This is a genomic window from Candidatus Pelagadaptatus aseana, assembly GCF_040362265.1.
Taxonomy (GTDB): domain Bacteria; phylum Pseudomonadota; class Gammaproteobacteria; order Pseudomonadales; family Cellvibrionaceae; genus Pelagadaptatus; species Pelagadaptatus aseana.
Window position 1 is genome coordinate 271,839 of the sequence record NZ_BAABNJ010000004.1, and the last position, 15,916, is coordinate 287,754.

The 15,916-nt window shown below is 53.0% G+C and carries 1 protein-coding gene (running past one end of the window); it reads left to right on the forward strand.

From position 1 onward, the window contains the following. Positions 1-15,916: the start of a DUF4347 domain-containing protein gene (locus ACPXV9_RS08035; RefSeq protein WP_423895931.1), read on the forward strand. 18,095 nt of this gene lie beyond the right edge of the window; 15,916 of the gene's 34,011 nt are visible here — the first part of the coding sequence; the start codon lies at positions 1-3; its stop codon lies beyond the right edge, outside the window.

The window sequence follows — 15,916 nt, forward strand, 5'->3', positions numbered from 1 at the left end:
ATGAAATACATGTTCGCGCGCATGTTGCAGTCCCGTTTTGCTCGACTTCGTGAGCTCAGAAAATACCTTTGGAATATGGACGCCGTCCGCAGTCAGCGAAAAAATCGCTATCTGGCGGAGCAGCTGGAAGCAAGAAATTTGCTGTCGGCCGATTTGGCGCCTTTTGCCGGTGATCAGGCCGTTCGTGATCTGCTGGATAACGAACAGGTATTGCAGCAGCTGGTCGACAGTGCTCAGGTTGATGCCAGTAATCATTTGAAAACCCCTTGGCTTGAGCGCGAAACCCTTCCCGATTTTATCTCCCCGGAACAATCCCCCGAAAATACCCTTCCGTCTGATGAAGATCAGTTGGATCTGTTTGCTGAGCGCGCGGCCAGCGAAGAGGTGTATCTGCAGAGTGTGGCTGGCCGTCATGTCATGGTGGTGGACACCGCTGTTGAAGATTTTCAGCTGTTAATCGATCGCTTTATGGGTGAGGCGGCAGCCGAACTGGACTTTCAGGTGCGCGACCTGGAGAAGAGTTCACTGTCCGTGGCCCAATGGCAAGACGATGACGTCAGCATCTCTGTGGTGCTGCTCGATGCAGAACAGGATGGTATTGCCCAGATTACCGAGGTTCTCTCGGATTATCAGGATGTCACCGCTCTGCATGTACTGAGCCATGCCGATGCTGGCAGTCTGCAACTGGGAAGTACGGAGCTCAATAACGACAATCTGGCCGATTATGCCGACCAGTTGGCGATTTGGGGTGAAGCGCTGACCGAGAACGGTGATATTTTGTTCTACGGTTGTAATCTCGCCGCAGGGCAGGTGGGCTTTGAATTTGTTGAACGCCTGTCTGGCGTTACCCAGGCCGATATCGCTGCGTCTACCGACCTAACCGGCAATGATCGCATTGGTGGTGACTGGATTCTCGAGTTCGAAGGTGGCGTGATTGAGACAGAAAACTTCTTTGCTACCAACGATCCTCAGTATCAAGGGGTCCTGGTTAGTGAGGACGTTGAAGGCAAAACCGCTACGGCAGAAACCGCCGATTATGTGGCAACCCCGGCAACTCTGAGTGTCGATGTGGCAATAGACACACTGGATCTCTCGGTATTGACAGGTAATGTCGGTATTGAAATCGCCAGCACCGGATTGATCACAGTTACGGACAACACCGGCAAGTCTGCCAAGTATCTGCGCAGTGGTGACGGTGATATCGATAACCTGATCGTCAACAATGCCGCCAGTCTGACCATCACATTGGCCGAAGGTGCAGCCCTTGCAGGGGCTCTCGCCTCTAATACCTCCGCGTTCAATGGCTCGCTGGCGATTGTGCTCAAGGGCAAAACCGGCAACACCAACGTCGATTACGGCACCGGCAAGATTTCCCGTTTTGGCAATATTGTCGATGCCATTTTTGCCAAAATCACCAAAGTTACCGGCCACGATGGCGTGGATATTATGCGCGGTGATGGCAGTGGCGTAGATTTTGATGCCGGTAAGGGGGATGACTGGGTCTATGGTGGTGAAGGTGACGATACCCTGGCCGGTGGCGCAGGCGATGACATTCTGCGTGGCTATGACGGCACTGACACGCTGTCGGGTGGCACTGGCGATGACACCTATGTGGTCTCCAGTGAGGACTGGGGTGACTCGTCCAATCTGGATCTGACCATCAATGAAAATGCCGATGAAGGCGCGGATATTCTCGATCTGACTCAGGTGGCTGCCGGTCTGACCATTGTCATCAATGACGATGGCAATCTGGTGATTACGGCCCCGGCCAAAAGCGTTGAGGCTGAAAGCACCACCGTAGAGATCAGTCATACCACCACAGGCGGTCCGGTGACTTTTGATGCCAGTGGTTATGTTCCGGACATTCCCGCGTCTATTACCGATGTCAGCTACAGCAGCTTTACCTTCTGGATTACCGACGAAACCGGTAATCCGGCGGCTGTGACTGTACCTGCCGGTACCATTACGGCCGATGAATTGCGTGCCCTGATTGGCAGCATCGAAGTTCTGGAAGATGAAATTATTTCCAGTGACGTCAGTGAAGACGTTGCCATGCCGATTCCCGATGTGGACATCAAACCCGGTGGTCAGTTGTGGATGAGCCTGACAGGCAATATTGCTTTCTGGAACTCCCATGAAGCTGCGGCCAACACCAATGCCGGTCAACCGGACGCCTACGTTGAAAATGGCTCCAATGCCGTTACCGATATCAATCTCAGCCAGTTCTTTACCGTACCAACCGGCAATTACGCCGGCCAGACATTTACCCTGGCGTTGGGCTATGACGACACTACGGCTGTCGGTCGCGCCGATACGCTGGTAGAAGTCACTGTTGCGGCTAAAACCTACTCCGGTACTTCGTCACAAATCAAAGCCGCTTGGGCTCAGGATATTCAGGATGCCATTACGGCTGCGGTACAGGCTGAATCAGGGGTTGCCGCAGAGCCGGAAAGCCTCAAGGCGCCAGTGACCGTCAATCAGGTGTTTGGCCGCATCAGCATGGTGTCGGATTCCGGCAGCATTGCCTTCTGGAACAGTGCTTCCACGGCCGGCAGTATCGATCGCGATGTGCGTGGCAGTGGTGATGCCGGTGCTGAAATTCTGTTGATGGATTACTTCTCGCCACCCACCAGTGGCGAACCTGTATTTGCGGCCCAGACCTTCTCGTTGGCGCTGGGTGATTTTGCCGACAACGCCTCGGCTGCCGCTGCCGTGGCTTTTCAGGTGACCATTCCGGAAAAAGATTATTCCGGATTTGACAGCAGCAGTGCCATGTACGAGGCCTGGGCTCAGGATATTCAAGCCGCCATCGATAGCGCTTATACCGATGCCATCAATACCGGCGCCAATAAAACCAGTATTCAGCAGGCCATTTCCAATGAAAAGCTGGCCGAAGTGGTGATGCAGCTTTGGAAGGAGAAGGTTCAGGCCGGTATTGTTGCTCAAGGTACCGTGGGCGGTGTCGATCTGACTCAGGTGGATGTTGACGTTAACGATGAGGGCACCTTATTTGTCGATGCTCCGGAGCAGGTGTTGACCATCACCAACACCGCCACCACGCTGGAGCGTCAGGATCTGACGTTTGCCATCGATACCAGCCATATTGAAACCGTAAAAGTACCGGCATCTGATCTTGGCTCCGCCGTATACCAAATTGGCAGTATCACCAAAGCCGGTCAATTGGCGTTGGTGTTTGAGGGTGATCAGGCCAAAAATTTACTGGACCTTTCCAGTGTTACCACCGAGATGGATATCGAAATCTACGGTGAGGGTCAGGTTAAGGCCACCATACATCTGGCGGGCAATCAAACCTTTGTACTGAATGCCGAAGGTGTGGCGGACATCAAGCTGGGCAGCGACGTCAACAATGTCATCTTCAGTGGCGATGGCAGCTTGAGCGGCAGTTTATCTGCCAGTGCCAGCGCGGATGCCGATACCGATTATAATCTTAAGTTTGCCAGCAATTTCAATGGTGATGTGGTGGTTAATAACACCACCACAGAGCAGGGAGATGCTCTGGCATTTGCTCTCTATCAAGCCAGCAGTGTACAGAATGCCGACGACAGCTGGATGACCTTTGAGGGTATCAACTTCAATTACATCGACGTGTCCGAAGTCGGTGGCACCACCCTGATTTACAGCAACAATCTGGTGTCCGGTGGTGAAGATTACGACCATATTGTCAATACCACGGGCGAACAGCTCACGGCCGACGGCGGTCTGGGTGATGACACCTTGATCGGCAGTGACACGGCCTCCGACACACTGTTGGGTGGTGCCGGGGACGACGAAATCTATGGCGTTGGTGGTACCAATACCCTCGATGGCGGTAAAGGTAACGACGAACTCTACGGTGGTACTGGCAGCGATACGTTCAAGGGTGGCGAAGGTGATGATCGTCTGCACGCCACCGCCGGTGACAGTCTGGAGGGCGGCAAAGGTGATGATACCTATCTGTTCTCCGGTGATGATCTGGCTGGCACCACCATTACTGAGGGCGCCGGCGAAGGTGCTCTGGATACAGTGGATTTCTCTCAGACCACAGCCGATGTGACCTTTACTCTCAATGCCGGTAATTTTGATGTGGCGGTGGGAGCCAATAGCATTAGCGGTATTACCCAGGTTGAAAAAATTGTCGGTGGCAGCGGCGTGGTGAACTACGTCTTTAATGATAACTGGCTGTCGCCGCTGGTGATTGCAAATGGCGAGCCCGCTACGGTTTCGCTGGATTTTTCCGCGGTCACCAAGAGTTTGCACTTTACTATTAAGGCAAACGGTACCGTTGAAGTGCTCGATACTCTGGGCAACAAAGTAGTGATCGAGAATGTAGACAATATCCAAGGCGGTTTGGCTAATAATATCTACAAAATCGCCGAAGATGGCGCTATTTCCGGGAATTTGATTGCCGCCGCCGCGAGCACCGGCACCCACAGTCTGGATTATTCCGATGTAATTCAGCTGGATCCAGCCGCGACGGGTCAGGCGAGCATTGCCGGTGAAGACCGCTATGAGCTGACCAGCCATCCTGTGGTTGGCAAAGGTAAGGTCAGTCTTGATAGCGATGGCAGCTATCGCTACACGGTTGATCCGGAAAATGATTTCAGCAGTTTGGCCAATGACACCAGCGAGGACATCATCGTCAGTTTCCGGGCACTGGATGCTGATGGCCAACCCTATGCAACGGATAAAACCGACAGCGTAACCTTTACAGTCAGTCGTGATGTCGATGGCAATCTGAGTGTTGCCGTCGATGGTGGTGTTGCAGCAGAGGTGCCCGCCATTCCTGGCTTGTCCATCGATTTGTCTACCGCCGATTCCGTGGCTGGGCAGGTGTTGGGCTTCGGTGGCACGGTAACCGGTATCAATGAGTTGCGTGGCACCCAATACAAAGACTCTCTGGCAGCGGGCAACGTTGATACCAACGTCTTTGGCACAGATGACAATGATCTGTTGCATGGCGGCAGTGGCAACGACCTGATTTTTGGCGGTGATGGCAACGATATTATCATGGGCGGTGCTGGCAGTGATGGCCTTGCCGGTGGTGACGGCGATGATACTTATCTCTTCAGTGGCGATTGGGGCCAGGACGTTGATTCCCTGACCGTGATCTCTGCCAAGGACAGCGCTGGGGCTGCTATTACTTTGGGCAGTGAAGTCACGTTACCCAGCGGTGCCAAGATTACCATTCAGGCCAATGGCAGCTACAGCTACGATCCGGGCATGGCTTTTGACAGCATCGCGGTGGGCAAACCGGTCATGGATACCGTTACCTTTACGGTCGAGAACGATGCCGGTTTCTCCGAAGAATACACCCGTACTCTGACCATCGTTCGCGGTGAAATTGCCGTGGATTCCGGAACCGTATCGGTTGATCCCAATGCGGAAGGGTTGACGCTCAATGGTCTGCTGGATCTGGTGGATGGACAGACCGTGACAGGCTATGGGCAGGCGACCACCAATTTCTCGCCACCCGATAGCGTGGTTTTGACCAGTCTGGGCTCTGATCTGGGTTATCTAGTGATCAAGGAGGATGGCAGCTATAGCTTTGTTCTGGACGATCCTGCGGATCTGGATAATTACGCCGATACTCTGTCTATCGGTTTTAAAGTGGCGCTTGATAACGGCGATGGCACCACTTCCGAGCAGGATATTACTCTGGAATTTACTGCTCAGGCGGGCAGTGAAGGTCTCGTAGTTCGTGATGACAGTGTGTCGGCCAGCAATGGCGCTGTGTTGAATGTGGATCAGGCCAATGGTCTGACCCAGGGCACCAACCTGTCCGTGCGCGGTGTCACGGAATTGGTCGATGGTGGCAATGACACCCTGAGCTTTGCCGGTCAGGCAGAAATCATTGCCGGTGGCGATACTTTGGCTATGAGCGCCGTCGCGGCAGTCAGCAACGATCTGACGCTGGATTTTGCCAATGGCGCCCTGTCGGTGGCGGATTCAGCCGCAACGGCCAACACGCTGGAGATCGGTTCTGGCTCACTGGAAAACATTGAACTGATCAAAGGCGGTGCCGGCAATAACAGTTATGTATTTGCCGACCAGTGGGGCGGTAACAGCGACAGCACCATCAATCTGGATGATAGCGCCACCACCGGTGTTAATCAGGGGATTCTGGATTTCAGTGCGGTTTCCTCCGACCTGGTGTTTACCCTCGAAAAAATCCTGAACGAAGATGGCTCTGATACTGGACGGGTACAGGTTACCGTGACCACCGACGTAGAAATTACCCATCAAAAGACCCTAAAGATCGGCCTGAGTGCACTGGGCGCTGAATTCCTGATCGATGGCGATGACACCACCACACCGGTGCATCGCACCGAAGAATTTACCGCAGTGGAAACGGTAACCTACACCGTAGTTGCCGATGACGTTGAAAAACTGATTGGTGGCACAGGGGAAAACCGTTTTGTGCTGGTCGGTGAAGTGGATTTTACGGGCGAAATTGACGGCAGTAATGGTCTGTCCATTCTGGATTACAGCCAGTTTGTGAAAAAAGACGCCGGTGGCACACAAATCGGTGTCACCGTGGATTTGTCTTCCGGGGCAGTGTTGGATGGCGTTGGTACGTCAACGGGGATCAACAATATTATCGGTACGGCGTTCGATGACACCCTTACCGGTAACAATCTGGACAATATACTCGACGGCAGCGGCGGTAACGACACCATCGACGGTGGTGACGGTGCTGATACCCTGATCGGTGGTGAGGGCGATGACACCCTGCGTGGACAGGGAGGTGATGACAAGCTCGATGGCGGTCTCGGTGACGATACTTTGGAAGGCGGCGCTGATAACGACGAGTATGTGATTGCCGAAAACTGGGATGACCGACTGTCTTTGACCCAGGCGGCAGAGAACGGTCAAAACGATACCATCAAAGACTTGGAAGGCTCCAATACTCTGGATCTTTCGATGCTGACGGCGGATCTGACGTTCCTGTTTCTGGATAATGCCGGTGCCAATTCCGGTGCACAGTTGACTGTCAAAGCCGATATCACGCCAACCGGTTCGCCTGTTCCTAAAACCGCTAAAATTTCTTTGAATCACAACGCCGATACCGACACTGACAACAGCAGCTGGTCTATTACAGCCGGTTCCGGTGACGACACCATTTCGGTCAACAGCATCAGCCATTCGGCACTGGGTGCACTCGAAAACCCTGTGTTTAACGGCACGCTGGATGCTGCCGAAGGGCGCAATACTCTGGATTATTACAACGGCGCTTCAGCCGCCAGCTTTGGCTATAACAACGCCATTTCCGTCGACTTATCAACCGATGATGGGGACAGTAATTGGGGCACGGCCACCGCGTTTACCGGCATTCGCAATATTCAAACGGTGTGGGGGTCCAATGCCACCGGCGCGGCTGACAGCTTTACCGGTGATGACAATGACAACACCTTTGTGATCGGGGCCTGGAGTGCTGCAGACCCAGCCGATAACATCGACGGCAAGGGCGGTAATGATACCGTCAGTTTTGCGACCTTCGCAGCCATTGGTGTGAATGCGGACCTGTCCACAGGTGTTGCCGAGGATCTTCAGGCAACGCCTAATCAGATCGCGACTCTGGCGGATATTGAAAATCTGGTGGGTGGTGATCAGGCCGATACCCTGACCGGTGACGGCAACGACAATGTGCTGGACGGTGGCGCCGGCGACGATACTCTGGCCGGTGGCGATGGCAATGATACCTTTAAGTTTTCCGGTGATTGGGGTAATGACGATGTCTCTGATGCCGATGGTGCGGATAAACTTGATTTCAGCGCCATAACAGCGGATCTCAGTTATGACTTTGGGCGTGATGATGGCGCCGAAGTGGATCTGGCTACCGCGTTGGGCCGCAGTATTGCCGTAACCGACGGCAGTAATACCGTGACTTCCACTTTCGATATTGAAGAAATTCTGGAAGGTCAGGGCGATAACACCGCGGTGCAGGCCAACGTCACTCTGGATGCTACTGCTCAGGATGCGCTGATCAATGGCCTGATAACCCTGAAAGATTGGGCCAATCTGATTTCCACGAACTACGACGATTGGGATGAATTACTGGATACGCCGGTACCGATTCTGGGCGTCACCTTTGGTCAACTGTTTGAAAAGGAAACCACCGGCTTTGATCCTGTGACCGGTGATCCGATTGAAGTGGATGTGGCTTTTGATTACGCCACGGTGATTGGCAATGCCATCGAAGAGCAGCTGATCAAGCCTCTGAAAGCACTGCTCTGGGGCAGTGAAGATGCTACGGCCAACGACAACAGTGATACGGCCACCACCGACGATATTTTTAACGCGGCACCGCTGCAGATTACGTTGAATAATCGCCTGCTGGAATTTGCCGCCGATCTGACCCTTTTCTCCGAGCTGGACGCAGTCGGTCTGGATCTGGGGGACACACTGAGTAATATCCCCGGATTGAATGTCGACTTTCAACCTGAATTGAATAACTCCCTGCGCTTTGATTTTGCCTTTGGACTGGCGGTGGATGATTCCGGTGGCAGTGCTGTTGCCGGTGAATTTTTTGTGCGTGATGCCGCTCTGGTGTTTGAGTCGCGCATCAGTGAAGACGACGTCGACGCTACGGTTGATTTCGGCTTGGTGAAAGGCAGTGTGGTCGACGGCACCATTGAAATGAATGCCGAGCTGAGGCTCGGTACCAGTGGTGATCAAACTCAGAGTGAGTTGCAGGCCGCCATCGATGCCATTGTGGACGATCCCTCAGACCCGGCCGATGAATTTGGTAACGCCGCGCCATTGAATGGCCAGTTAGCTGTTTCTGTCAGTGACGGTACCGGCTTTAAAGCCGAGTTGCCCATCACGGTGGAAGTAGGGGAGCTGGGTATCGAACTGCCGGATCTGCCTACCATTGTCATCAAAACGCCCGATCTTCCGGATTTACCGGACCTGTCGGCCATTGCCGATTTCTTCAGTAATCTGGAAATTGAACTGCCGGATTTATCGGATCTGTTCGATTTCTCTGCCCTGTCTATCGACGGCATTATTGAGCTGCTGCGCGGTGCCTTTGATTACATCACCAGCCTCGATATTTTCAGTTTTGATATTCCGGGTTTTGACTTCAATCTCGACAAGCTGTTTGCCCTGATCTCTGACAGCTACGATTCGGCCAAAGCTTTCTTTAATGGCATTCTGGATGATTTGAAAGACGCTTGGGGCTCTATCAGCAATGGTCTTGCCGGGCTGGCGGACTGGCTGGAACAGAAAATCCTGTCCCTGTTCGATTTGTTGCCGGATTGGTTTGGCTTGCCGGACATCGACCTGGGCTTCCTGTTCGATGGCTGGAACTTTGGCTTCGACTGGAACTTCAACTGGGATTTCCTGAGCTGGTACGACTTTGATCTGGCCATGCCGGATCTGGGTGAATTCTTTGGGGTTGATTTCGTCGAGACCACCTTTGCCACGTCCGGTGACCTGCTGTTTGATGCGGTGCTGGATTTCACTTTTGATCTTGATTTTGATCTGCAGGAATTCGCCAAGGCCACAGCCTTTACCAAGGGCAATGCCAATGTTCTGAATTACGCCTATCTGGGCGATGATTCCGAGTTGTCATTCAGTGGCCAGGCCGGTGGTGTTAATCTCGATGCCGAGGCCTCCATTGGTCTGTTTGGTCAGGAGCTGGGTTTCTGGGGACGTGACGGTGAGGGACTGATCAGCATTGATGCCGGAGTTGGCCTTAAAGACATCAACACCGGTCGTTACTCGATCTATCAATTGCAGGCCTCGGGCGTCGACGCGCTCGATATTGAGCTGGCCGGTGATGCCCACTTTGATTTGCCCTTGTATTTCCCGACTGAAGACAATCCCGCTGGCGGCTCCGAACTGGATCTGAATGCCGATGGTTTCGCCGATAATTTACTGCATCTGGGTGTGGGTTTTGGTCTGAACCCTGATACTCTGGTACCGGAGCTGGGCGATTACAGTGTTGTCTTTCCGCAGGACATTTTTGATCTGAAAAATATGGGGCTGCTGTCACTGGACAGCATCCTCGATATGTTTGAAAACCTGTTGCAGCAGGTGATGGGCGAAGAATTTACCGCCTACGGCGACAGCGCCGATAATTTGCGTGAGCGTATCTGGTCAGTGGATGCCGCATCCGAACTGGCCGACGGTGATTATGAGGCGTTGCTGGTGGATGGTGTACAGCCTAGCCTTCAGGTGCGCGACGATAACGGCAACTTTATCACCCTGAAGCAGTGGACCAACCTCAGTGGGACAGGTGCGCCTATCGTTTGGGGTAAGGAAACCCGCAGTCAGGCCGCAGCCGATGCGGATGTGATTGTGGCTCTAGAAGTCTATACCGCCACTGATGCAACCGAGACGGTGTCGTCCGACGCCGTTGCCATCCAGACTTTGTCCGAAGATACCGATGGCGATGTCACCTTGACCCGCTGGTTGACTGATGTCGGTGATGAAATCTGGGGCCTGCTCAATGGCTCCACGGTAACCGAGTACGCCTTTAATCAGGCCAGCTCTCTGTGGGAGGTAACCGCCAACAGTTTTAATACCAGTACCCTGACACAGGGATGGACCGTCCAGACCGGCATTCTGTATCAGGACATTCCGCTGGTGGGCAAAAGTGTTGATGACCTTATCGGCGAGGGCGCCGAAGGGGTGGCAGACGCCATCCAGAGCATCATCGATGCGGCACGTGACAGCGCCGACAATATTTACGAGCTGGTTGATTTTATCAACGCAGAATTGCGTGATTTCTTCAATTTCGCCGACGATGTTGAATTGTTTACGGCCGAATACATCGATTCGGTGATGGACTTTGATTTCAATCTCAACGCACTGTATGAGCACAGCCTGGATCTGGCACTGGATATCGATGATCTGGGACTGGATCAATGGGATATCGGACTCAATCTCGATGAACTGCTGGCCATTGAAGCCTCAGGCACCATCGAGCTGCTGGCCGAGGCCGACCTGAATCTGGGCTTTGGCTGGGATCTGTCGGACGTTACCGATCCGATTGTCTACGTTGACGAAACTTCCGGCTTTGATGTGCTGCTGAGTGCGGCAGCCGAAGACATCGATTTTATTCTGGGACTTGATCTGGGTATCGGCTCTGAACTGGGCTTGATGGCCGAAAACGGTTCGGCTGGTATAGAGCTGGGCTTTGCTGCCGGTCTGACGGGCTTTGATGCAGCCACTGATGATAACGGAGTGCTGGAACTTACCGAGCTGGGCGGCACCTTTGAGGCCGAAGCCTTTGGTGGCGCCGATCTGAATTTGCCTCTGTACTTCCCGCTGAAATCCATGCCTCTTGGCGGTAGTGAAGAGGATCGCGATGGCAATGGGGTGGCTGATAACAGCCTTGCGGCCAGCGCTGGCTTCAGCTGGGATTCTGCCAGTGGTTTTGCCACCGATTACAACTATTCATTACCCACGTTTGGTTTCAGCAGCGCCGATATGATTATGGCGTTGATCAATCTGATTAATGATCCAGACAATCTTTTGGGCGGTTTGGAAGGTTTCTTTGATGCCATTGATACCGTTGCTGACGGTATTGCCAATATTGAACTGCCACTGGTAGGTGGTGAATCCTTTGATGATCTTGCCAACACCCTCTACAGCTTGCGCATTAATATTCTCGGTGAAGTCGATGCCGTGGGTAATTATCTGGATCCGGATTCGCTCGGCGGTTGGCTGCAGGGACTTGGGCCTGATGAAAGTGTGGTGGATGCGGTACTGGATAAAATCCGCACCGAGCTGTTCAACGGTTTAAGCAGTCTGGACAGCAAACTGTTCTCCTTTGTGGTGCCCATTTACGATGAATACGGCGCAGAACAATACGATGACGACGGTAAGCTGATTACCAAGCTGCCTGCCAGTGCCGATGATATTGAGCTGGTGTTTACCGAAACCGGTTTGTTGACCTTCAATCTCAAGTTTGGCGGTCTGCTGGTCGGCGATTATGTACTGGATGAAACCACCGGTGAGCGCACCGGTGAGCTGGAAGCCGAATCTCTGCCAATCGATTTTGGTGTGGGCATTCCCGGATTAAATCTGGAAATGGACGCTGAAATCAAAGTGTTGATCGACTACCTGATGGGTATTGGCTTGGGTATCGGCAATATGAGCGATACCGGTATCGATATGGGCGTGTTCCTCGATACCAGCGGTATCAATACCAAAGGTGAAGAAATCGCTCTGGATGCCGACGCCTGGTTGGGTGATGACAGCATCGCCAGTGGTACTCTGGGCTTCCTTGCCATGGATATCACCAACGGTGATCAGCTCAATGGAGAAGACACCGGAATTACCAATGACGGCTTTACCGGCTTGTCCGGTCACTTCGGTGTCGATATCACCGATGGCAACAGCGATGGCCGTCTGGAACTGGGTGAAAGTATTGGCGTGGATCTCAATGCCAATGCCAGTGCCCAGGCCAATTTGTACGCTCAAGTGGCCACCAGTGTCGGTGACGTACTGCCGTCGGTGAATACGGTCATCGAATACGCTCAGGAAATGAACGCAACCCTGTCACTGCTGGGTGACAGCAGTTTCGAGATCGGCGACCCGACCCTGGTTCTGCACAACGTTACCCTGGATGTGGGCTCCGTATTCGACAGCTTCCTGGGTGATGCTTTCGATGTTATTTACGACATTGTTACGCCTTTGAAACCTCTGGTGGATCTCCTGACCATGGAGATTGATCTGGGCATCACCAAACTGCAGTTTATTGATATTGCTTACCTGCGTTTGCCCGCCAATGTGGTGGATACTGCCAAGAAAGTTCTGAATGTTCTCGATGCCACCATTGAGTTTATGGAGTCCGTGGGCAGCATGGATGGCGGGATCAACTTTGGTACCTTTGATCTGACCGGAGGCGCTCTGGGCGATCCGGATGAGCAGGCGACTGCGGCCAATACCAATAGCCGTGGCGGTGGCAGTAACACCATGTCACAGGAAACCCAAAACGCCATTGCCGGTCCGGATCAGGATGGTTTGACCGGTAAAGATGGCGGTAAGAGTTTCCGCATTCCCGTTCTTGAAGATCCCATGTCGGTGCTCAACTTTATCTTGGGTAAAGGTGAGGTGGACCTGTTCTGGTACGACCTGCCGGATCTTGAGCTGGAATTCGAATATTCGAAATCCTATATGGTATACCCGGGCCTTAATCTGGGACTGTTTGGTGAGATTGGTGCCTACACCAACTTCGATTTTGGTTTTGATACCCGCGGTCTTTCCGAGTGGATGGATACCGATTTCGATATGGCTGAGAGCTGGCGTATTTTCAATGGCTTCTACCTCGATGATCACGGTATGGAAAATACCGACAGTGACGAATTCGAAGCCACGATTACCGCTGCAGTTGGCGCCTCAGCATCTCTGGGTATTGGCGGTATTGTGGAAGCCGGTGTGCGCGGTGGTTTGGAAGCCGTCATCGGTTTTGACCTCAATGATATGGAGACCCAGTTCCTCAATGATCTGCCGGTGGGTGATGGCAAGATGTACGGTTCGGAGCTGATTGAGCGTATTACCCACGGCCCGCAGTGTCTGTTCGATGTGCAGGGTCAACTGAGTGTCTTCCTCGAAGCCTTTATGTGGATCGGCATCGATATGGGCTTCAGTACCATTACCCTGTTTGAAGCCAAAGACCGGTTTGTGGATGAAATCATTGCCGAATTTGAGTGGGAGTGTGTCCATGAGGCCCCAGATGATTTGGCGGACCTGGATAATCGTACCCTGACACTCAGCTATGCTGGCGCCAATTCTGATGGCTCGGAAAATTACACCGTCGATGTCTGGGACGTTAATGACGATCTGACTCTGGAAAGTCTGGTGACCGAAGGCATGCTCGATACCGAGTATTACACCCGGGCGGAAGAGCAGGCGTTGAGTGCACAGTTGGCCCAATGGCGCACCAACAATGTGGACGATGAGGTGATTATCGTCAGTAACAATCTGCGTGTTGAAGTCTTCCTGGCGTCTGAGGTGGATTCCATTGTGGTGGGCACCGACCCGGTTGCTGCACCAGCAGCGGACAACGCCGAGGCGGATCGCTATGTGTTGAAAAACCTCAATGGTCGCATTAACGAGCTGATTATTAATGCCGGCGCCAGTGACGACATCATTGAAATTACCGGCGACGGTGAAGTCGACACCAAAATCGATAGGCTGATCATTAATGCCGGTGACGGTGATGACCGTATCAGTGTTGACAGTATGCTCCTGACACAGGACGGCGTGTATCTGCTGCAGGGCGGAGCCGGTGATGACAGCATTAAGATTACCGGTGAAAACACCTATGCCGGCATGACCATCGTTGGTGGTACCGGCGACGACACCATCTTTGGTGGTGCCGGTGATGATAAGGTCTACGGTGGTGATGAAGGCATCAATTCCGCAGACAGCGGCTTTGATGTGATTGCGACCTACGCAGGTAATGACACCATTTACGGTGGTGCGGAAACCGCCGCGACCTATGTGGATATCAATGGCAATCTGCGTAACCCCGATATTTACCAGCCCAATGGTGAGTCCTACACCTTGCTGGCCGATCACGGCTACAACGAATACGGTTTCCCGACTTTGTTTATTGCCGAACCCGGTGGCGATTACCTGTTTGACAATGAGTTGGGTATTTATCGCCTGGCCATGGAAAGTGAAACCGGTACCCACAGTGGTTCACCGGTGGATATCAACGGTGTCAGTGTCGTAATCCGCAGCTTCCATGGTGATCTGGTACACGGTGGCGAAGGCGATGACACCATTTATGGCGGCGATGGTTTCGATCAGTTGTTTGGTAATGAAAGCACCAATGAAATTCACGGCGATGCTGGTGACGATATTATTGATGCCGGTACCGGTGGTGTTAAAGCCTATGGCGGCGCAGGGGATGACATCATTTCCTGGCAGTACGAAGACATTGCCGATGGCTCTCTGCTGGAGGTGCTGGGTGGCGACGGTGAAGATACCTTGCTGGCGGTGGTCAATGACGGTGACAGTACCATTACGCTGAATGACAGTGGTACACCTATTGATACCGGTAAGCCCAACTTCGCCACCCTGACGATCGACGGTGACAGCCTCAATCTGGACGTTGAAAATCTAGAGCTCGACAGCAAAGGTGGCAGCGATAATATCAGTATCGGTGATCTGCTCGATACCAGTCTGCAGGCAGTGGATGTTCAACTGGGCGCCGATATGGCCACCATGTTCCAGGTGGATCGGGATTTCGAGGGGAATCATCAGGTGTATCCGGACGGTTTTGAATACCGCCTGAATCCTTCCGCTGGAGAGAAAAGTTACACCACCGGGCAGTATTTCTATCGTTACGACCTGGCCGATGGTGGCAGCTATCTGTTTAACGACGATGGCTCACCGACCTTGCTGGATGGTGGCGCCTTTGCAGACGTATCCGGCAATCAGCAATCCATCTGGTTGCCTGAAGGGCTGGATAAGGTCACCCTGTATTACGACAACAATGGCATAGCGTCGGTTGACAGTGTTGAAGTTTCTGCGGGTATGAATGCAGCCGACCTCAAAACCGCACTTGAGGAGAATCTTTCCAGTATTAATCCTGGTGCCTTGATGGTAACCGGTTCAGGCACAGAAACTGATCCCTGGGTCATCACCATTGACCCGGGTAAAGTCACCCGGGAGTCGACCTTCGCCTACCACTATCACTACCAGTCTTACAGCGGCACCTTGCTACAGCGCGACGACAGCCGCTCGAGTACGGTGTTCTATCGTCTCGACAGCGATACCGCCGACTATCTTTATGATGGCGATGAGCCGGCTTTGGTAGAGAACACCAATGACGCCACCGCGATTACGGATAATAAGATCCAGCTGTTGACCTTTGATCGCTTGTTGGATGACCACGGTATTCTCTGGTACGGCGATCAGGGCATTGCGTTTGATGCCAACGATCTGCTGGAAC